The following is a 19,298-nucleotide window of genomic DNA, read 5'->3' on the forward strand; positions in this document are numbered from 1 at the left end:
TCTCCCCCTCATAGCCCGTTGTTCTGCAAAAACGGCGAGTTTTCTGCCATTTTCTCGCACTTTCGCTGGCGGGACCGGTCGGTCGGCGGCGTCGTACCTGCATACGGCTTTGCTCAAGTTTTGGGCGGAGCTGTGCGGTTCGGGGGGATCGCGGCGGATTTGTGGCAAAATCTCGTCCTTCTCCCCAGTGTGCCACCGTGGCGGACTTGTCTCGCGCCGAGAACGCGGGCGTTAAGCCATTCAACAGTAGGGGCTCCGCCATCGGCGGGGATTTCGGGGACTATAATTCAGATGAAGATTGCTTTGCTCGCGGGCGCGGCGGCCAGCGCCGTCATGGGCGGCTACGCCTTCGCTCAAGACACGACGCCGGCTCAGTCCACCGTGTCTGAAATTGTCGTCACCGGCTCGCGCATCAAGCGTCCGCAGTTCGACGGCACCGTTCCTGGCGTCCAGGTCACCAAGGAAGAGATCATCCAGCGCGGCTTCAACAACGCTTATGACGTTGTCCTGAGCCAGCCGCAGGTCAGTTCGGGCGCAAGCCCCTACGGCAGCAATGGCGGTCAGACCTCCAGCCTCGGCGTCGCCTTCGCCGACCTGCTGGGCTTTGGTCCCCAACGCACCCTCACCCTGGTCAACGGCCGCCGCGTGGTGTCGAGCAACGCCGCAACACTGTTCGTTTCGGGCAACTTCGCCGGCTCGCAAGTCGATGTGGGTATGATCCCTGCCCAGATGATCGATCGGGTGGACACCCTCACGGTCGGCGGCGCCGCCGCCTATGGCTCGGACGCCATCGCCGGCGTGATCAACTACATCATCAAGGACAAGTACGAGGGCGCCGAGGCGCGCGTGGCGTACCGCACGTCCGACAAGGGCGACGGCAGCCGCTACAGCGTCAACGCCATCTACGGCTCGAACCTGCTGAACGACCGCGCCAACCTGGCGGTTTCGTTCGAGTACACCAAGACCGACTCCCTCTACGCCGACAAGCGCCCGTGGATCATCGACACGGCCACCGCCGTGACGAACGCCTTCAGCGGCTCGAAGCGCAACACCGCCTTCTCGCCGACCGCCGCCATCGACGTCGCCGGCCTGAACAACGGCGCCTTCCTGCGCACCTCGGACGACGGCATTCCGTCGACGGCCTACGCCTACAACGCGCGCACCGGTCTGCAGTGGCCGTCGGGCATCGCGTTCACGCCGAGCTCGCAGACCGGCCTCTGCCCGCAAAACATCGTCGGCGTCGCCTCGTGCGTAAACGGCGGCGGCTCGCTGGCGTTCGTCTCGACGGCCAGCCAACTGGTCCCCGGCATCCCCACCGGCAACGGCCTCTACAGCCTGACGGCCCCCTCGGGCACATTCCCGAATTTCGCGCCGACGTCGCTGCCGACCGGCGTCACCGCCGCCGCCGTGTTCGCCAAATACGGCGTCACCGCGCCGACGGGCCTGACCACCGCCCAGCTGAACACGCTGGCGGTCAACGTGCTGCAAAGCAAACTGCCGACCCTGCGCGAGTACCTGGCCCAGAACCCGAACACCGACGTCAACCTGATCGTCGGCTCGCTGTATTCGAACATTCCGCGCATCGCCAACACCGACCCGGCGACCAGCGCTCTGTTCCCGTTCATCGCTCGCCCGGTTCGCTTCAACGAGGCCGGCCAGGCCGAGAACTGGTCGTTCGCCAACATCAGCCCCACGGCCCAGGGCACGGTCAACGCCGCGCCCGGCACCAAGGGCTTCGATAACAGCCGTTACAACCTGATCCAGAACGCTCAGAAGCGTCGGGTGGGCACCCTGTTCGGCACGTTCGACGTCAATGAACACCTGACGCTCTACACCCAGAACATGTTCTCCTCGATCTCGACCCGCTTGCCGCGGAACTCGGTCACGGCGAACAATGTCGGCTCGACGGCCATCGAGACCTCCGGTCTGGTGATGAGCATCGACAACCCGTTCCTCAGCGCGGCGTCGCGTCAGCTGCTGCGGGACTCGGGCGCGGTCAGCACGGCCGGCAAGTTCATCATGTCGCGCACCAACCAGGACATCCTGGGCGACAACCCGCTGTGGGGTAAGACCGACACCAGCAACCTGGTGCAGGGCGCCAAGGGCGACTTCGATCTCCTGGGCCGCAACTGGACCTGGGACGCGTCGTACACCTGGGGCCGTTCGAGCGGCCGCGTCGACTTCACCAGCATCAAGGACGTGGAATACGCCCTGGCGCTGGACTCGGTCGTCGACACCAACGGCGCCATCGTCTGCCGCGCCAAGACCAACCCCGCCGCCTATCTGGGCAAGAGCCCGGCGGGCATCAGCGTGAACCTGACCGACGTCTACGCCAGCAACGGCACGATCACGAAGACGCCGTTCACGCCGGTCGTCACCCAGTCGATGATCGACAGCTGCCAGCCGCTGAATCCGTTCGGCTATGGCCAGATGTCTGCGGCCGCCAAGGCCTATGTGTCGGTGGATCAGTTCTTCGCCTTCGAGAACACGCAGACCTTCCTGCAAGGCTCGATCAGCGGCGACCTGTTCAGCCTGCCCGGCGGTCCGGTCGGCATCGCCCTGGCCGGCGAGCGCCGCACCACCAGCAACTCGTACTGGACGGACGAGGCCTCGCAGTTCGGTCGCACCCGTTCGGCGGCCATCGCCCGCACCGAGTATGAAACCACCGCCGAAGAGTACGGTATCGAGCTGAACATCCCGCTGCTGGGCGAAGACTTCAGCCTGCCCTTCGCGCAGCGCCTGGAACTGAACCCGGCGGTCCGCTGGTCCAAGCAAACCGGTAGCGCGCCGACCTTCGTTAACGCCTTGGGCAAGACCATCAACCCGGAATATGATGGCGACCTGGCCCGCATCTGGTCGCTGGCCGGTACGTTCCAGCCGATCAAGGACATCGCCTTCCGCGGCAACGTGACCCGCTCGATCCGCCAGCCGGACGGCGTGGAGCTGTTCCTGGGCGGCCAGCCGGCCTTCACCACGCCGGCCGATCCCTGCACGGTCGCCAACATCGGCTCGGGCGTGAACCCGACCGCGCGCAAGGCCAACTGTATCGCCGCGGTGAAGAAGGCCGGCTACGCCACGACGGACGAGGAAGCCACCAACTTCCTCAACTCGTTCACCCCGCCGGCTCAGTCGCTGCTCGGCGCCCGCTTCGGCAATATGGGCCTCCAGCCCGAACGCGCCGAAAGCTGGACGGTCGGCGTGGTGCTGGAGCCGCGCTTCGTGAAGAACCTGCGGATGTCGGTCGACTATGTCGACATCAGCCTGAAGGACCAGCTGAGCCGCGTGTCGCTCGATCAGCTGTCGGCCTACTGCTATGACTCCGCGTCGTATCCCGACAACACCGCCCGCTTCGGCACCAACACCTGTGACGCCTTCGCGCGCTACACGGTGGGCACCGAACCGTCCACGACGTCGCGTTTCGCCATGAAGGACGGCTGGAGCTCGACCTATCTGAACCTGGCCCAGACCAATCTGCGCGCCGCCAACATCGTGATCTCGTACCGCAAGGACGTGGCCTCGCTGTTCGGCAGCGACAGCGACTGGGGCCGCGTGTCGGTCAGCAGCAACCTGTACCGGATCCTGGAATCGAGCTTCAGCTCGACCGGCGCCCCGGCCGACACCGAGTACTATCTCGGCGCCAACGGGACGCCGCGCTGGCAGACCAGCACCACGGTCGGCTATCGCCTGAAGAAGTTCTCGACCAGCGTGAACTTCAACACCGTGAGCGACACCGTTCGCTTCAACGGCGCCACGCCGGCGACGATCGAGAACAACCCCTATCTCGAGCGTAAGGGCTACACCGACTTCAACCTGTTCTTCGGTTACGACATCACCGACGACATCCAGGCTCGGATCAACGTCAACAACGTGACGGACAAGCGCTTCATCGACGAGCGCGACGCCACGATCTACAGCTCGACCGGCCGCACCTGGCAGTTCTCGGTCAACGCAAAGTTCTAGAAATCGAAAGCCCGGACCACGACCCAGCGTCGGCGGTCCGGGACCTTACAGCCTTCAGGCCCTCGTCGTTCGCGGCGGGGGCCTTTCTTATGTCCTGCGCAGGCGCAGTGACGCCCGCCACGAGGCGCGATCGTGCGAAGGAGAGCGTCGAGGGTTTGGGTGCCGGAGCGCCGTCAGGGAGCGATCAAATCGCCCACCGGCGCGAGTCACGCTCTAAGTGTTTGATTTAGAGCCTCGTTAACGCGCCAAAACGACTCCGCTTTGACGCGCGAGGCTCTACGCGATCTGGGCCACCAGGCCTTCGAGAACCCGGCGCAGGTCGGCCTCGCGGAACGGCTTCTGGAGGACGGTCGAGCCGCGATGATCCTCCGTCAGGCCCGCCTCGCCATAGCCGCTGGCGAAGGCGAACGGCACACCGCGGGTCTTCAGGGCGTCGGCGACCGGAAAGATCGGGCGGCCGCCCAGGTTCACGTCCAGCAGCGCCGCGTCGATATCGGCCGAGCCAGCCAAGCGCAGCGCCTCCTCGATCTCAGCGGCGGGCCCGACGATGGTGCAGCCCAGATCCGTCAGCATGTCCTCGACAAGCATCGAGACAAGGGCTTCGTCTTCGACGACCAAAACCTTCAGGGACGACAGAGTCTTCATAGTCAGGGCTCCAAGGCGCGCAGCGGCAACGCCATGTGGCAGACGAGGCCGGCCGCATCATATGTCAGCTCGACGCCGCCGGATAGCTCGGCCGCAAGGCCGCGTTCAAGAAGCCGCGCACCGAAGCCCCGGCGAGCGGGCGGATGGACCTCGGGCCCGCCGCTTTCGGACCAGACCAGGCGCAGGACGTCATCATCGATGCTCCACACCACCTTCACGCGCCCCTCAGGCGCGGACAGGGCGCCATACTTCACCGCATTGGTGGCCAGCTCGTGAATGCCCATGCCCAGCGCCACGGCGGCTTTTGGCGTCAGTCGCAGGTCTGAAGCGTAGTCGAAGCTGACGCGATCCTCGCTGGCCATGGCGTGCAGTTCAACGTCGAACACCTCGCGCAGGCTGGCGCCCTCCCAGCTTTCGCGGGTGAGCAGGTCGTGGGTTTGCGACAAGGCGATCAGGCGGGTCTCGAAAGCCTCACGGAAGAACTCGGGCGAGGCGCTGGAGCGCAGGGTCTGGGCGGCGATCGACTGCACCGTCGCCAGACTGTTCTTCACGCGATGATTCAGCTCGTTGACCAGCAGCTTCTGCCGCGCTTCGGCCCGCTTGCGTTCGGTGATGTCCAGCGACACGCCCGCTAGGCGCCGGACGCCATCCTCGGCCTTGTGGGCGGCGCGACCACGCGCATGAAGCCAGCGCAGCTCGCCGCTGGGATGGATCACCCGGTACTCGACGTCGTAGTCGGTCCCGTCGCGGATGGCGCTGTCGATGGCCCTCAGGATCCGTGGGCGATCCTCAGGATGGATCGTCTCCACCAGGTCGTTGAAGGTGAAGGTCTCCTCGGGGCGCCGGCCATAGTTGGCCTTGCACAGGTCGGAGGCCTCATACGCCTTGGTGGCCACGTCCAGGTCCCACGATCCCATACGTCCGCTGTCCAGCGCGAATTTCAGGCGCTCCTCGGCTTTGCGACGATGGTCCAGCTCGGCCAGGGCCTCGCCGTTGAGCCTGATCGACTCGATGGTGGCCGCAACCTGCGCGCCCAGCCCCACCAGAAGGCTTTCGTCGCGGGCGGTGAACCGGCCGGGCTCGGGATGACCAAAGAACAGACCGCCCAACACCTCGCCCTGGCGGGTGGTCACCGGGATGGCCAGGTAGCTACGCACCGGCAGGTGCCCCTCGGGCATCCCTTGGCGCGGCGCATTGCGGCCATAGCGCGGGTCCTGGGTGATGTCGTCCGACCGCACCACGCCGGTGTTGTCGAAGGTTGGTCTGAAGATGTCGGTCTTACGAACGCGCGGAAAGTTGGCGAACGCTTCTGGTGAAGCGCCTGACAAACGAAAGAGCGCGTAGCTCTCACCGTCCGGCTCCATCCGATTGTAGAAGAAGGCGCCATAGGCCGCGCCGCTGATCTCGCGGGCTCCGTCCAGCGCGCTCTGCACGCAGGCGTCGACATCGTTGCTGGACGCGATCGCCTCGGTGACGCGGGCCAGGGTGTCTGACTTGTGGACCTCGGCGGCGAGCCTCGCCTCCAGTTCATGAAGGCGCGCGCCAAGATCGACGTCGCCGAATTCCCGAACATCGTTTTCAGCCGCTATGGCCAAGACGCGCCCCCGAACACAGACCCGCCCCCGGGTTCCGAAGGAAGCTCAACGCGCTCCGTCGCGCTTGGTTCCGCGCCTTCCGAACCTAAGACGGCTAAGCTTCGCTGTCGTCGTCGAGCCGCGCGCTGATCCGCAGCGCGGTGATCTGATTGCGCTGCCGGCGCAGCACCTGGAACCGGTGCCGATGGAAGATGAAGGTCTGGCCAGGCTCTGGGATCATCTGGGCCTCGTGGATCACCAGGCCGGCGATGGTCACCGCCTCGCCTTCGGGCAGTCGCCAGTCCATGGCGCGGTTGAGATCGCGTACGGTGACGTGGCCGTCGACATTGACCGAGCCGTCGGCCTGGCGGCGGACGCCGTCGAGGGTGGTGTCGTGCTCGTCCTCGATCTCGCCGACGATCTCCTCGAGAATGTCCTCCAGCGTCACCAGGCCCTGCAGCGCGCCATATTCGTCGACCACCAGGGCGAAGTGGCTCTTGCGCTTGAGGAAGGCGTTCAGCTGGTCCTTCAGGTTGGTGGTGTCAGGAATGAACCACGGCTCGCGCAGGATGGCGGCGATATCCAGGCCCTCCAGGCCGGTCGGACACTCCGCCAGGGCCTTGAGCAGGTCGCGGGCGTGCAGCACGCCGACGATATTGTCGGGCTCGTCGCGATAGAGCGGCACGCGGGTGTGCTGGGCCTCGAGCACCTGGGCCACAAGGTCACGAGCAGGGAGGTCGGCGTCCAGCAGCACCATCGACTTGCGGTGGACCATGATCTCCGAAACGTCCATGTCCGACAGGTCCAGCACCCCGCCCAGCATCCGCCGGTCGTCTGTCTCCACCAGTCCCTCGGAATGGTGGTAGTCGACCGCGCCGCGGATCTCCTCATGGGCGGCCAGCACGTCGACCGCCATGTCCAGCTTGACGCCGAACACCCGCAGCGTGCGACGCACGATCCACTGGATCGCGTAGATGACCGGGCCGAAGAGCCGCACGATGAACAGGGTCGGCGCCGACAAGGCCCGCGCCACGTCGTCGGAACGGACGATGGCCAGGGTCTTGGGCAGCACCTCCGCGAAGATCAGGATCAGCGCGGTCATGGCCGCCGTGGCCACCGCCACGCCCCAGGGCCCGGGGATCAACGTCGTCAGCACCTGGGTCGCCAGGGCCGAGGCCAGGATATTGATCAGGTTGTTGCCCAGCAGCACCGCCCCGATCATCGTCTCCTGATCGGACAAGAGCTTGTTGACCCGCTTGGCGGGCCGGTCGCCCTCGCGCTCCAGCTGATGCATGCGCGCGCGGCTGGCGCCGGTCATCGAGGTCTCGGCCGCCGAGAAGATGGCCGACAGGGTCAGAAGGGCGATGACGATCGGCGCGAGGCCAAGCAGGGCGGTGAGCATGGGGGTGTTCTAGACCGCTTGGCGTGGCTTAGGGAGAGCCCAGGATACGGCGATCACTGCGCGGCTTCGGCCTGGGCCTTGGCCAGCGGGCTGTCCGGATGGGGCGGCTGCGTGACCGACAGCACGGCGATCACGAGGTAGAGCGCCGTGTGCAGCCCGAGCAGCAGGCCAAACAGCCAACGCCGCTTCGTGATCGCCGCACCACCGACCATCACGATGTAGAGCCCCAGGTTGAAGGCGTAGTTGAGCGCCAGAGCCATCCCGTTCTCGCGCGTCAGGTTGACGGCCAACTGGCCAAAGGCGCCCAGGACGTTGGCCAGGATCAGCAGCCCCAGGATCGCGCGCTTGTTGGCCCAGAAGTGCTCATCCAACGGCGCCTTGGGGTCGCTGTCGTCGGGAAACACCAGGGCGGCGGCGATGAAATAGACCACCGCCACCACCATGCCGCCGATCAGTAGGCCATAGCTGAACGGCAAGGCGCGGTAGTTGACCCAGGCGCTGTCCCAGAAGGTCGCCACGTCCAGAGCGACGAAGATCGCCAGCAGCGGCGTCAGCCAGCCGACGGGCTGGGTCTTGCGATGCTTGAACGCCCGCGCTGCGCCGGTGGCCAGCACGCCGACCGACAGGCCCAGAAGCAGCCCATAGAAGCTGAAAAAGAATTCGAACGCGCTCATCGGCTCCCCCGAGCGCGACTCCCCCGCCGCGCCGGCGCTCAACTTGGACGCGCTGAGCGCTTTCGCCAATGCCGTTTGCGCGTGTCGATGTCCTTGCGCCAGACCCACGCCATCCCTTGCGGCGCGCCGGGCGATTGGGCCATTGTCCCGCGCCGAAGCAGGGGGCGGGACCTTAAGAGATGACTGTCAGCGATCCGGCGTGGCGCGCGCCCACCGAACCGCCGACGCCGGTGACCCCGGTGCCGTTCGGCAAGCCCTGGAGCATCTGGTTCTGGGGCGGCCTTCTGTCTACGGCGGGCCTGGCCCTGGCCGTTCAGCCGAACACCGTCCTGCGCCTGCTGGACTCGCCCGTCGACGCCTCCGCCCTGCCCTGGGTTCGGTTCTGCGGTCTGCTGCTGCTGGCGTACGCCATGGGCTACCACGTCGCCGGCTGGACCGGGCAGCGCACCTATATGCGCGCCTCGGTCGTCCTGCGCGTGCTGTCGCTGGTCATCATCGGCGCGTTCGTCCTGCTGGACTGGCTGCCCAAGGCCTGGCTGGCGGTCGGGCTGGGCGACTTCGCCGGCGCGGTCTGGACGACGCTGGAGCTCAGGTGGCGTCCGAAGCCGAAGACGGCTTGAACCGCCGCTCGACAAGATACGCGACCAGCCAGCAGATCATCGCCCAGGCCGCGCCGACGCTCCAGCCGGCCAGCACGTCGCTGACCCAGTGGACGCCCAGATAGACCCGGCTTGCGCCGACCAGCAGGCTGACCACCACAGCGGCGCTGATCGCCAGGACCTTGACCCTGCGCCGCTCGGAAAAGCGCGCCGCCAGCACGCCCAGAGTCAGGAACACCACGGCCGACAGCATGGCGTGGCCCGAGGGAAAGCTGGCGTTGACCGCCTCGACCACACGATAGGCCTCTTCGGGACGCTCGCGGCCGAAGACCGCCTTCAGGCCCTGGCTGACCGTGACGCCGCTCAGCGCGCCCAGGGCCAGCAGCCACGCCTCGGTCCAGCGTTTCAGGGAGCCCAGCAGGGCGAAGGCCGCCAGGATCAGCAGGGTCAGCACCGCCACCGAGCCCAAGGCGGTCACGTCCACCGCCGCGACGTGCAGCCACTCCGGGCCGACCAGCGCGTCGGGCTGGCCGTTGACCCGTAGAGCCCGCAACACCGCCAGGTCCAGGGCGTGAGCCTCGCCCTCCACGACCTCGTCGGCCACGCCCACGAAACCCAGCGCGCCCAGCGCCACGATCAGCAAGGCCGAAGCCACCCCAATCTCGCGGCCGGCGGCGGTGAACAGTCTTCGAACGTCCAGGCGATACAAGCGGCGCGCTCCTTCCCGTTGAGTCAAAACCAGCGACCCGAAACAACATTTCTCTTTTGAAACATGAACTTAAGAAGCGCTCAGCCGTTCAGCAAGGGACTAGGTCGACCATCTTACGTTGACATCCTCATCGAAGGAGACCCGACATGAAACGCATCCTGACCACCTCGCTCGCCGTCCTGATGCTGGCCGGCGGGGCCACCGCCGCCTCGGCCCAGGCCTACCGCCACGACGGCCGCTACGACGCCCGCGACCGGGCTTACGAACAGGGCCGCCGCGACCAGGCTCGCTACGAGACCCGCCAGGACCGCCGCGAGTATCGCCGCTGGGCCAAGGGGCAACGCCTCGACGCGCGCTATCGCGGCAACGGCTACTATGTCAGCGACTGGCGCCGTCACGGCCTCCGGGCTCCGCCGCGCGGCTATCGCTGGCAGAAGGTCGACAATCAGTACGTCCTGGCCGCTGTCGCCACCGGCGTGATCGCCTCGGTCATCCTGGCCAACCGTTAGCGCCGATAACTCTGCAAGGCGGGGCGCCGTTCCCTCGGCGCCCCTTCCCTTGCGGGAACCGGGCCTGCGTCAGGAAAGTGCACGCCAACCCCCGCTTTGAGCGGATTTCCATTTGAAACGGGCGGGTCCAAGGCGGTAAGCCGGAAACATGCCCGAGTTCGCCGAAACCAGCTCCGCCGCCGATCCGCTGATCACCCTGGTCCCCGACAGGTGGGTGACGCTCCGCGACGCATTCGGCGTCGACAGCGACATGAAGGTTCCGGCCTTCAGCCACCGCGACAGCCATGTGCCGGACATCGACCCGGCCTATCGCTTCGACCCCCAGACGACGAAGGCCATCTGCGCCGGCTTCGCCTATGACCGCCGCGTGATGGTCCAGGGCTATCACGGCACGGGCAAGTCGACCCACATCGAGCAGATCGCCGCGCGCCTGAACTGGCCGCTGGTCCGCGTGAACCTCGACAGCCACGTCAGCCGGATCGATCTGGTCGGCAAGGACGCCATCGTCCTTAAAGACGGCAAGCAGATCACCGAGTTCCGCGAAGGCATTCTGCCCTGGACGCTGCAGCGTCCCGTGGCTCTGGTGTTCGACGAATATGACGCCGGTCGCCCCGACGTGATGTTCGTGATCCAGCGCGTGCTGGAAGCCGGCGGCAAGCTGACCCTGCTGGACCAGAACCGCGTCATCCGCGCAAACCCCTACTTCCGCCTGTTCGCCACGACCAACACCATCGGTCTGGGCGACACCACGGGCCTCTATCACGGCACCCAGCAGATCAACCAAGGCCAGATGGACCGCTGGTCGATCGTCACCACGCTCAACTACCTCGACCACGACGTCGAGGCGGCGATCGTGCTGGCCAAGAACCCGGGCTACGACACCCCCGAGGGCAAGCGCACCCTGGCCGCCATGGTCCGCGTCGCCGACATGACCCGCAACGCCTTCATGAACGGCGACATCTCGACCGTCATGAGCCCGCGCACCGTGATCACCTGGGCCCAGAACGCCGAGATCTTCGATCATGACGTGGCCCTGGCCTTCCGCCTGACCTTCCTGAACAAGTGCGACGAGCTCGAGCGCCCCACCGTGGCCGAGTTCTTCCAGCGCGCGTTCGGCACGGACCTGCCGGAGAGCGCGGCGCGGGTGAAGGTGGCTTAAAGGGAACCGCCGGGCCCGCCCTCCGTTCGATCTCCGCCTCACCACGGAGACCGGCCATGACCCAGATCACCTACGAGATCGTCGAGCACGACGGCGGCTGGGCCTACAGGGTGGGGGAAACGTTCTCCGAGACCTTCCCCACCCATGCGGCCGCGCTGTCCGCCGCCAAAGCGGCGGCCGAGGCCCAGGAACAGCGCGGCGACACCGAGGGCGTCGTCTACGAGGATCGCAACGCGGTCTGGCACGCCGAAATCGCGCCGGGTGACGACCGTCCGACAACCCAGGTTCGGGACGCCGGCTAGACAACTCCCGAAAACGGCCCCGATCTTGCTGCATGGGTCTTCCAAACGCCCATTTTGAGACAAGGTCGCCGCCGATGTTCGCCAAGAAGAAAGAGACCCCCGCGAAGCTGGCCCTGACTCCGCTGGAGCCGCAGCGCGCCGCCACCCCGCAAGCCGCACAGCCTCAGCCCGCTCCCGCGCCGGCGCGCCCGAAGCCCGCCTCGTTGATCGCTCAGGGCCTGACGATCCGCGGCGACGTCGTGGGCGACATCGAGGTGCACCTCGACTGCGTGGTTCTGGGCGACGTGAAGGTCGGCAAGCTGATCGTCGGTCCCAACGCCCGGATCGAGGGCTCGGTCGTCGCCCAGGCCATGGAGATCCATGGTCTGGTCATCGGCGCGGTCACCGCCCAGAGCGTGCGCCTCTATGGCACCGCCCGCGTCGACGGCGACATCACGCACGAGCAGCTGGCCATGGAGTCCGGCGCTGAGTTCCAGGGCCGCAGCCTGAAATTCCGCCGCCCTGCGCCGAGCCCGCAGCCGGGTCAGCCCGCGCCCGCCGCTCAGGCTCCGGCCGCGCCGCAAGCCCCGCCCTCAGCTTCGCAGACGCCTTACAACCACTCGGCCCACTGATCGAAGACGAACCGGCCGCGCCGCCGCGTGTGGCGCGGCGGACACGGCGCCCGGCTTTCAGGTCGGATGACGGAACGGCGAAGTCTAGCCAGGCTTTGATGGAATGAGGGCCACACCGCCGCCCCCGTTCCAGGAGCCGAGAAGCATGACCGGCAAGCCGTTCAAGATCGTGTCGCCCGTTCCGGGCGTAGCCGAACTCTATGATTTGGGACGGGGTCCCGAGACCACCGGTCAGCGCGTGCAGCGCCTGCAGGCCGAAGCGCGCCTCCTGGCCCGCGAAGAGATCGAACGGCTGGACCGCGACCTTCGCCGCCTGGCCGATCAGGCGCGCGCTGTCGCCGAAGGCGGCGACGCCTATCCGGCGGGGATCCGGGAACTGGCCGGCCGTATCAGCGTCGACACCGCCCAACGCGCCGAAATTCTGCGCGCCCTGCTGGACCGCGCGCCATAACCCGGTTCGGCTGAGACATCAGAGCCTCCCGCTCGAACTCGGGGGTATCGAGGGGAGGCTCTGCGGCTCATCCGCCGCGCTTGGGGACGGAAGGCGGACGGGCGCTGGTTCCGACCGCCTGAGTGTTCCATCGGGAGACACCAGGGAGAGGGGCCAGACGGCCGGATCACAAGCGTTACGGTCCAACCTTCGATTTGGACGCTTGGGTCACCCTGACGCGTTGGCCATTTTCCGCAGACGCCGCGCCAGGTCCTCGGGGCGATCGGCGATCTGATCGAACAGCGCCTGCACCTCGGCCTCGCCAAACCCCGCCGCGCGCAGCGTCCGCCACGCGCCGGCCAGCACGGCCTCGGCGATGTCCAAACGATCCTCGGTAAGGCGCAGTCCCGGATTGAACGGGCTGTCAAAGGCGGGATTGGCGAAAACGGGATTGGCGAGCGGCGACATGTCGGACCCTCCGGCGGTGCGCAGTAATGTTCCTTTTTTGTTCCCATTCCCTGCAAGAGTCGAGTCCTGATTTCTGACCGGGTTCGCCCCATAAGAAAGGCCCCGAGGTCGGGGGACCTCGGGGCCGGGGCGGCGTCGACGGGGCGGTCGGCGCCGTACGGATCACCGGCTCACAACGGCGATCCGATCTCGTAACGCCGCTTAGCGGCAGACGGTCCGCTCGTAGTACGAGCCGCTGCGGCGGTTGTACTCGCGCGTCGTCCAGCATTCCCGGTCGCCGTAGTAGGGGCGCGGGGCGTAGTCATAGTCGTAGCCATAGCCTTGACCGTAGCGCGGGAGCGGCGGCGGAGGCGGCGGGGCGTAGCGGCGGTCCCGATAGCGGTCATCGCGGTGGTCGTCGTCGGCGATCGCCGCGCCGATGACCAAACCAATGACGCCGGCGGTGATCGCGGCGGCGGCGACGTCGCCGCCCTTGTCGCGCTTGTAGCGGTGGTGGTGGCGCGAATCCGCCGAAGCCGTGGTCGCCGCAGCGGCCAGCGACAGGGCGGCCACGCCGGCGGCGACACGTCCGACCGTCTTGAACATCTTGCTGGCCATGCCGGCCTCCTTGGGTCTCGCCGCGCCGCTCAATGCGCCGTCTCAAAGCGTTGCCAGGACGATCGGATTTCCAGCCTGAACGGCGGCTGAACAGAATTCATCAACCCTGACCGGAACCGGTTTGTTTATATTTTTGCGTCAGGGTGGCGGCATCGAAGGCCTCTCATAGCCTTCGCGCCCACGGAGACCGCCATGACCAGCATCGTGTCGTACGCCCAAGGCCAGGCCCTGCAGGTCCTGTCGTTCGAGGTCGGCGCCCAGACCTATTGCGTGCCCGTGAGCGCCGTGCGCGAGATCCGCGGCGTCACCCCGCCGACCCCGCTGCCCGATGCGCCGCCCTTCGTGCGTGGCGTGATCAACCTGCGGGGCCAGGTGATGCCGGTCATCGACCTGTCGCAGCGCCTGGGCAAGGGCGTGGCGATCGACGGCGAGCGCCAGGTTATCATCGTCGTCGAGAACCAGAACGACGTGGCCGGCATGCTGGTGGACGCGGTCTGCGACAGCTTCATCGTCGAGTCCGACCAGATCAACCCGCCGCCCAGCCTGGGCGACGGCGAAGACTCGCCGCTGGTGTCGGCCGTCATCACCTCGGGCGAAGGCTCGATGACGATCCTGCTGGCCGTCAGCCGCATCCTGCCAGAGCGCCCGGTCGAAGCCCTGGCCGCTTAAGGGTTCGCGCCCCCAAACATTTGTTCGAATAGCCCTTCCGTTCGCCCCGAGCGGAACGCTAATCTCCTTCCAAACAAGAGGGAGACTAGGATGAAGGCCGCTGTTCTGCGCGAGGTGGGCAAGCCCCTCGAGATCGAGACCGTGGCCATCGGCAAGCCCGGCCCCCGCGAGGTGCTGATCCGCACCAAGGCCGCCGGCGTCTGCCACTCCGACCTGCATTTCGTCGAAGGCTCCTACACCCACGCCCTGCCCGCCGTGCTGGGCCACGAGAGCGCCGGCATTGTCGAGGCGGTCGGCTCCGAGGTGCGGACGGTGAAGGTCGGCGACCACGTCATCACCTGCCTCAACCCCTATTGCGGCCACTGCGAGGTCTGCCTGACCGGGCACATGAACCTCTGCATCAGCCCCGAGACGCGCCGCAGCAAGAGCGACGCGCCGCGCCTCTTCAAGGAGGACCTGAACGGCGGCGGAACCGGCCCGATGGCCCAGTTCCTGAACCTGTCGTCCTTCGCCGAGATGATGCTGGTGCACGAGCACGCGTGCGTCGCCATCCGCAAGGACATGCCGTTCGACCGCGCCGCGCTGATCGGCTGCTCGGTAATGACGGGCGTGGGCGCGGTGATGCACACCTCCAACGTCCGCCCGGGCGAGACCGTGGCCGTGATCGGCTGCGGCGGCGTCGGCCTGGCCACCCTCAACGGCGCGGCCATCGCCGGCGCGGGCCGGATCATCGCCATCGACCGCATCGCCTCCAAGCTGGAGCTGGCCAAGACCTTCGGCGCCACCGACGTCATCGACGCCTCGCAGGTCGACGACATCGCCAAGGCCGTGGTCGAACTGACCGGCGGCGGCGTCCATCACAGCTTCGAGGCCATCGGCCTGAAACAGACCGCCGAGGCCTCGTTCAAGATGCTGCGCCGGGGCGGCACGGCCAATGTGATCGGCATGATCCCGGTGGGCACCAAGATCGAGCTGCACGGCGTCGACTTTCTCGGGGAGCGCCGCATCCAGGGCAGCTACATGGGCTCCAACCGCTTCCCGGTCGACATGCCGCGCCTGGTGGACTTCTACATGTCGGGCAAGCTGAAGCTGGACGAACTGATCTCGCGCCGGATCAAGCTGGAGGACGTCAACTCGGCGTTCGACGAGCTGAAGCGCGGCGAGCTGGCGCGGTCGGTGATCGTGTTTGAGTGAGCTTGAAAACTGTCATCCCGGCCAAGCGCGTAGCGCGCCGAGCCGGGACCGCCGGAAGCGCTGAGTTTGTTGCGGTCCCGGCTCTCCGCTTCGCTGCGGCCGGGATGACAATGGATTGAGCCAAAGCAGGCTGTCACACGCCCGCCAAACACCGCATGCTACCTGCGGCGCAGTTTCGCCGGAGTCTCGCCATGCCCAACCTCGACCGCCGCAGCTTGCTCGCCGCCCTCGGGGCCCTGAGCCTGCCGCCTGCGCTGGCGCGGGCCGCAGCGATCGACGCTGACGTCCGAACCGGGACGATCCAGGATGTCGAGCACGTGGTGATCCTCATGCAGGAGAACCGCAGCTTCGATCACTATTTCGGGACGCTGAACGGCGTGCGTGGCTTTGGTGACCGCTTCCCGATCCCGGTGCGCGACGCGGCCGGCCGCCAGGATGGATCGGTCTTCATCCAGGCCTGGAGCAAGGACAAGCTGCTGGCGCCCTTCCCGCTGAACAGCGCCGAGACCTTCGCCCACATGCGCGTCGAGGGCACGCCGCACAGCTGGACCGACGCCCAGGACGCCTGGGACGAAGGCCGCATGGACCGCTGGCCCGACGCCAAGAAGCCCTGGTCGATGGGCTATTTCCAGCGCGCTGACATCCCCTTCCAGTTCGCTTTGGCCGACGCCTTCACGCTGTGCGACGCCTACCACTGCTCGGCCCAGACCGGCACCAACACCAACCGTCTGTTCCTGTGGACCGGGACCAATGACGGCCTGGGCAAGGCGGGCGGGCCGTCGATCTCCAATAGCCACGACAATTTCGCCGAAAAGGGCGGGGCCAAGGAGTCCTACGGCTGGACGACCTATCCCGAGCGGCTGCTGCAGGCCGGCGTCTCCTGGCGCATCTATCAGGACATGGCCGACAACTTCACCGACAACCCGCTGGCCGGGTTCAAGGCCTATCGCGACGCCTACAAGGACCTGCCGGGGTCGGACGCGCGTCTCAAGAAACTGGCCCTGTCGACCCATCACCTGGACAAGCTGCGCGAGGACGTGCTGGCCGGCCGCCTGCCGCAGGTCTCTTGGATCATCGCCCCGGCCGCCGACAGCGAGCATCCCAACCCCTCGAGCCCCGCCCAGGGCGCGGACTACACCGCCCGCGTCATCGACGCCCTGACCGCCGATCCGAAGGTTTGGGCGCGGACGGTGTTTCTGGTGATGTTCGACGAGAACGACGGCTTCTTCGACCACGTGCCGCCGCCGGCGCCGCCGTCTTATGACGCCGCAGGCAAGCTGCTGGGCGCCTCGACCGTCGACCTCGCCGCCGAGCACCATCAGGTGCGCAATCCCACCGAGGCGCGGTCCGAGCGCGACGACCTGATGGGCCGCCCCTATGGCCTGGGCCCGCGCGTGCCGCTGTACGTCATCTCGCCCTGGAGCCGGGGCGGATACGTCAACAGCCAGGTCTTCGACCACACCTCGGTGATCCGCTTCCTGGAGCAGCGCTTCGGCGTCATGGAGCCCAACATCTCCCCCTGGCGGCGGGCGGTGTGCGGCGACCTGACGACGTGCTTCGACTTCAAGACGCCCAACACCAACCCCTTCCCCGCCCTGCCCGCCACGGCCGAGCCGGCGGGTCGGGCCGCCAAGCTCAGCCGGGCCAAGCCGCCGACGCCGCTGGCAGTGGTCGCGCCGGCCCAGGCCAAGGGCCCCCGCCCCTCCCGCGCCCTGCCCTACGCCCTGGCGGTCGACGGCGGCTATGCCGACGGGACGATCGCCCTGACGTTCAGCAACGCCGGGGCGGCGGCGGGCGTGCTGCACGTCTATGACCGCCTGCGCCTGGACCAAACGCCGCGCCGCTACACAGTGGGGCCGCAAAAGCATCTGAGCGACGCCTGGCCGGGCGGCCCCTATGACCTGTGGGTCCTGGGGCCCAACGGCTTCCACCGCCGGTTCGCTGGCGAGCATGTCGGCCTCGAGATCGCCGCCCGCCCGTCGAAGGACGGCCTGGTGGTGACGATCAGCAACACGCGGCCGACCGCCCGCTCCGTCGACCTGGAAATCGTGGGCCAGGCGCCCTGGCGCGTGGATCTGCCGGGTGTCGACACCGTGTCGCAGACCTTCGCCACCCAGCAGGGCTGGTACGATGTCACCGCGCGTCTCGAGGGCGAGCCGACCTGGCTGCGTCGCCTGGCCGGACGGGTGGAGACGGGCGCAGATGGGATCAGCGATCCCTTGATGGGCGGGGCGGCGCAGTTGACCCTCTGACCCCCGACCTCCCCGGCGAACGCCGGGGTCCAGATCGAACCCACAGCGCTCACCAAGCGGGCGCAGTAGGCCGGCGCGCGCGTCCCCATCGTTCGAGATGAATCTGAACCCCGGCATTCGCCGGGGAAATCGGGTAGGGGTTGAGTCTGAGACTTGTTCAGGACTCCGCCATGACCCTCCGTCACACCGCCTCCCTGCTCGCGCTGGCCGCCTTCCTGGTCGCCGCGCCCGCCACCGCCGCGCCCAAGGCCGCCGACGCCGACAAGACCGTCGCCAAGATCGTCGCCTCGCCGAGCTTTAAGAAGGCCGTCGCCAAGCTGGACGCCGACTTCGACCGCACCGTCGCCGACATCATCACCCTGACCGAGATCCCCGCCCCGCCCTTCAAGGAGGAGCAGCGGGCCAAGGCGTATCTGGAGATGCTCAAGGCCCATGGCCTGACCCATGTCGAGATGGACGCCGAGGGCAATGTCATGGGCGTGCGCCCTGGCACGGCCACCAAGGGCAAGGGCCCGTTCGTGGTCATCGCCGCCCACCTGGACACCGTCTTCCCCGAAGGCACCGACGTGAAGGTGCGCCGTGAGGGCACGAAGCTGATGGCCCCGGGCATCGGCGACGACACCCGGGCGCTGTCGACCTTGCTGGCCTATGTCCGCGCCATGGACGCGGCCGGGATCAAGACCAAGAGCGACATCCTGTTCGTCGGCAATGTCGGCGAAGAAGGCCCCGGCGACCTGCGCGGCGTGCGCTATCTGTTCAACAAAGGACCCTACAAGGGCCGGATCAGCGCGTTCTTCTCGATGGACGGCGGCGATCCGGACCAGATTGTCGACCAGGGCACCGGATCCAAGCGCTACCGGGTGACCTTCACCGGGCCCGGCGGCCACAGCTACGGCGCGTTCGGCATCGTCAACCCGATGGCGGCCATGGCCAAGGCGGTGACTGACCTCTACGCGGTCGAGCCGCCCAAGAAACCCAAGACGACCTATTCGGCCAGCGTCACGGGCGGCGGCACGTCGGTTAACTCGATCCCGCACGACGTCTTCATGGAGTTCGACATGCGCTCGGAGAGCGCGGCCGAGCTGGCCAAGCTGGACCAGACGCTGATCGGCATTTTCGACAAGGCCGTCGCCGGCGAGAACGCCGCCCGCTCCACCAAGAACGGCGCGGTCAGCTACCAGGCCAAGGTGATCGGCGAGCGTCCGGCCGGCGCCACGCCGCAGACCGCAGAGATCGTGGCCCTGACGGCGGGCGCGGTGAAGGCGCTGGGCTACAAGCCGACCTATCAGGCCAGCTCCACCGACTCCAACATCCCCATGAGCCTGGGCGTGCCCGCCCTGACCATCGGCGCGGGCTTCCGCGGCGGCCGGGCGCATGCGCTCGATGAGTGGATCGACGTCACCAAGGACGAGAGCCTGAAGGGCATGCAGGTCGGCCTGGCGGCCCTGCTGGCCGTGGCGGGGGTGGAGTAAGGTTCCTCCCCCGCGACGCGGGGGAGGTGGCCCAGAGGGCCGGAGGGGGCCAGCTCGGCCCAGGTCCAGTTC

General features: G+C 67.3%; 18 protein-coding genes. 11 read left to right on the forward strand and 7 right to left on the reverse strand.

The window, feature by feature from the left end; translation table 11 throughout:
• Positions 1-291: 291 nt before the first annotated feature.
• Positions 292-3,960 carry a TonB-dependent receptor domain-containing protein gene (locus tag J2X45_RS16360; RefSeq protein WP_310216816.1) on the forward strand — a complete coding sequence of 1,223 codons (3,669 nt, stop codon included), beginning with the start codon at positions 292-294 and terminating at the stop codon, positions 3,958-3,960.
• A 276-nt stretch (positions 3,961-4,236) separates the two neighbouring features.
• Here J2X45_RS16360 and J2X45_RS16365 read toward each other — a convergent pair whose 3' ends face one another.
• The 4 genes from J2X45_RS16365 to J2X45_RS16380 form a co-directional block, all read right to left on the reverse strand.
• The gene (locus J2X45_RS16365) at positions 4,237-4,605 is read right to left on the reverse strand and encodes a response regulator (protein WP_310216820.1); all 369 of its coding nucleotides are present in this window, start codon (positions 4,603-4,605) and stop codon (positions 4,237-4,239) included.
• Between the two features lie 2 nt (positions 4,606-4,607).
• On the reverse strand, positions 4,608-6,200 hold the full coding sequence (locus J2X45_RS16370; RefSeq protein ID WP_310216823.1) for an HWE histidine kinase domain-containing protein: 1,593 nt from the start codon (positions 6,198-6,200) through the stop codon (positions 4,608-4,610).
• Between the two features lie 94 nt (positions 6,201-6,294).
• A complete protein-coding gene (locus J2X45_RS16375) occupies positions 6,295-7,581 on the reverse strand; it encodes an HlyC/CorC family transporter (RefSeq protein WP_310216826.1) in 1,287 nt (428 codons plus the stop codon).
• A 53-nt stretch (positions 7,582-7,634) separates the two neighbouring features.
• Positions 7,635-8,255: a hypothetical protein gene (locus J2X45_RS16380; protein WP_310216831.1), complete on the reverse strand. Its 621-nt coding sequence runs from the start codon at positions 8,253-8,255 to the stop codon at positions 7,635-7,637.
• Between the two features lie 179 nt (positions 8,256-8,434).
• On the opposite strand from J2X45_RS16380, the gene J2X45_RS16385 reads away from it, so the two are divergent.
• Positions 8,435-8,875 (forward strand): hypothetical protein, encoded by a 441-nt coding sequence (locus J2X45_RS16385; protein ID WP_310216833.1) that lies wholly within the window; start codon positions 8,435-8,437, stop codon positions 8,873-8,875.
• On the opposite strand, the gene J2X45_RS16390 is transcribed toward J2X45_RS16385, so the two are convergent.
• Positions 8,844-9,563: a phosphatase PAP2 family protein gene (locus J2X45_RS16390; protein WP_310216835.1), complete on the reverse strand. Its 720-nt coding sequence runs from the start codon at positions 9,561-9,563 to the stop codon at positions 8,844-8,846. The two genes, J2X45_RS16385 and J2X45_RS16390, sit on opposite strands and share 32 nt — an antisense overlap.
• A 146-nt stretch (positions 9,564-9,709) precedes the next feature.
• Between J2X45_RS16390 and J2X45_RS16395 the strand changes: the two genes are divergently transcribed.
• From J2X45_RS16395 to J2X45_RS16415, 5 genes are all read left to right on the forward strand, one after another.
• Positions 9,710-10,072 carry an RcnB family protein gene (locus J2X45_RS16395; RefSeq protein ID WP_310216839.1) on the forward strand — a complete coding sequence of 121 codons (363 nt, stop codon included), beginning with the start codon at positions 9,710-9,712 and terminating at the stop codon, positions 10,070-10,072.
• Positions 10,073-10,220: 148 nt separating this feature from the next.
• Complete coding sequence (cobS, locus tag J2X45_RS16400; RefSeq protein ID WP_310216842.1) at positions 10,221-11,231, forward strand: cobaltochelatase subunit CobS; 1,011 nt, start codon at positions 10,221-10,223, stop codon at positions 11,229-11,231.
• A 56-nt stretch (positions 11,232-11,287) separates the two neighbouring features.
• Positions 11,288-11,533: a DUF2188 domain-containing protein gene (locus J2X45_RS16405; RefSeq protein WP_310216845.1), complete on the forward strand. Its 246-nt coding sequence runs from the start codon at positions 11,288-11,290 to the stop codon at positions 11,531-11,533.
• Between the two features lie 74 nt (positions 11,534-11,607).
• The gene (locus J2X45_RS16410; protein WP_310216846.1) at positions 11,608-12,144 is read left to right on the forward strand and encodes a polymer-forming cytoskeletal protein; all 537 of its coding nucleotides are present in this window, start codon (positions 11,608-11,610) and stop codon (positions 12,142-12,144) included.
• A gap of 145 nt (positions 12,145-12,289) precedes the next feature.
• Positions 12,290-12,595, forward strand: a complete 306-nt coding sequence (locus tag J2X45_RS16415) for a hypothetical protein (RefSeq protein ID WP_310216848.1) — start codon at positions 12,290-12,292, stop codon at positions 12,593-12,595.
• 207 nt (positions 12,596-12,802) lie between these two features.
• Here the strand turns inward: J2X45_RS16415 and J2X45_RS16420 are convergent, their stop codons facing one another.
• Both J2X45_RS16420 and J2X45_RS16425 read right to left on the reverse strand, forming a co-directional pair.
• Positions 12,803-13,042: a hypothetical protein gene (locus tag J2X45_RS16420; RefSeq protein ID WP_310216850.1), complete on the reverse strand. Its 240-nt coding sequence runs from the start codon at positions 13,040-13,042 to the stop codon at positions 12,803-12,805.
• A 201-nt stretch (positions 13,043-13,243) separates the two neighbouring features.
• Positions 13,244-13,639 carry a hypothetical protein gene (locus tag J2X45_RS16425; RefSeq protein WP_310216852.1) on the reverse strand — a complete coding sequence of 132 codons (396 nt, stop codon included), beginning with the start codon at positions 13,637-13,639 and terminating at the stop codon, positions 13,244-13,246.
• A gap of 192 nt (positions 13,640-13,831) precedes the next feature.
• Between J2X45_RS16425 and J2X45_RS16430 the strand changes: the two genes are divergently transcribed.
• From J2X45_RS16430 to J2X45_RS16445, 4 genes are all read left to right on the forward strand, one after another.
• Complete coding sequence (locus tag J2X45_RS16430; protein WP_010920861.1) at positions 13,832-14,308, forward strand: chemotaxis protein CheW; 477 nt, start codon at positions 13,832-13,834, stop codon at positions 14,306-14,308.
• A gap of 90 nt (positions 14,309-14,398) precedes the next feature.
• Positions 14,399-15,502: a Zn-dependent alcohol dehydrogenase gene (locus tag J2X45_RS16435; protein ID WP_310216856.1), complete on the forward strand. Its 1,104-nt coding sequence runs from the start codon at positions 14,399-14,401 to the stop codon at positions 15,500-15,502.
• A gap of 191 nt (positions 15,503-15,693) precedes the next feature.
• Entirely contained in the window at positions 15,694-17,754 is a 2,061-nt protein-coding gene (locus J2X45_RS16440; RefSeq protein ID WP_310216858.1) for a phosphocholine-specific phospholipase C, read from the forward strand.
• 170 nt (positions 17,755-17,924) lie between these two features.
• Positions 17,925-19,226: a M20/M25/M40 family metallo-hydrolase gene (locus J2X45_RS16445; protein ID WP_310216862.1), complete on the forward strand. Its 1,302-nt coding sequence runs from the start codon at positions 17,925-17,927 to the stop codon at positions 19,224-19,226.
• Positions 19,227-19,298: the final 72 nt, after the last annotated feature.

Origin of the sequence: Caulobacter sp. BE264 (assembly GCF_031457805.1) — a bacterium.
Taxonomy (GTDB): domain Bacteria; phylum Pseudomonadota; class Alphaproteobacteria; order Caulobacterales; family Caulobacteraceae; genus Caulobacter.

What these genes read in the sequence shown, in the direction of transcription:
- cobS (WP_310216842.1), top strand. Translation starts at nt 10,221, where the DNA reads ATGCCCGAGTTCGCCGAAACCAGCTCCGCCGCCGATCCGCTGATCACC.
- J2X45_RS16375 (WP_310216826.1), bottom strand. Translation starts at nt 7,581, where the DNA reads ATGCTCACCGCCCTGCTTGGCCTCGCGCCGATCGTCATCGCCCTTCTG.
- J2X45_RS16405 (WP_310216845.1), top strand. Translation starts at nt 11,288, where the DNA reads ATGACCCAGATCACCTACGAGATCGTCGAGCACGACGGCGGCTGGGCC.
- J2X45_RS16365 (WP_310216820.1), bottom strand. Translation starts at nt 4,605, where the DNA reads ATGAAGACTCTGTCGTCCCTGAAGGTTTTGGTCGTCGAAGACGAAGCC.
- J2X45_RS16425 (WP_310216852.1), bottom strand. Translation starts at nt 13,639, where the DNA reads ATGGCCAGCAAGATGTTCAAGACGGTCGGACGTGTCGCCGCCGGCGTG.
- J2X45_RS16430 (WP_010920861.1), top strand. Translation starts at nt 13,832, where the DNA reads ATGACCAGCATCGTGTCGTACGCCCAAGGCCAGGCCCTGCAGGTCCTG.
- J2X45_RS16420 (WP_310216850.1), bottom strand. Translation starts at nt 13,042, where the DNA reads ATGTCGCCGCTCGCCAATCCCGTTTTCGCCAATCCCGCCTTTGACAGC.
- J2X45_RS16415 (WP_310216848.1), top strand. Translation starts at nt 12,290, where the DNA reads ATGACCGGCAAGCCGTTCAAGATCGTGTCGCCCGTTCCGGGCGTAGCC.
- J2X45_RS16410 (WP_310216846.1), top strand. Translation starts at nt 11,608, where the DNA reads ATGTTCGCCAAGAAGAAAGAGACCCCCGCGAAGCTGGCCCTGACTCCG.
- J2X45_RS16440 (WP_310216858.1), top strand. Translation starts at nt 15,694, where the DNA reads ATGCCCAACCTCGACCGCCGCAGCTTGCTCGCCGCCCTCGGGGCCCTG.
- J2X45_RS16445 (WP_310216862.1), top strand. Translation starts at nt 17,925, where the DNA reads ATGACCCTCCGTCACACCGCCTCCCTGCTCGCGCTGGCCGCCTTCCTG.
- J2X45_RS16435 (WP_310216856.1), top strand. Translation starts at nt 14,399, where the DNA reads ATGAAGGCCGCTGTTCTGCGCGAGGTGGGCAAGCCCCTCGAGATCGAG.
- J2X45_RS16380 (WP_310216831.1), bottom strand. Translation starts at nt 8,255, where the DNA reads ATGAGCGCGTTCGAATTCTTTTTCAGCTTCTATGGGCTGCTTCTGGGC.
- J2X45_RS16360 (WP_310216816.1), top strand. Translation starts at nt 292, where the DNA reads ATGAAGATTGCTTTGCTCGCGGGCGCGGCGGCCAGCGCCGTCATGGGC.
- J2X45_RS16385 (WP_310216833.1), top strand. Translation starts at nt 8,435, where the DNA reads ATGACTGTCAGCGATCCGGCGTGGCGCGCGCCCACCGAACCGCCGACG.
- J2X45_RS16395 (WP_310216839.1), top strand. Translation starts at nt 9,710, where the DNA reads ATGAAACGCATCCTGACCACCTCGCTCGCCGTCCTGATGCTGGCCGGC.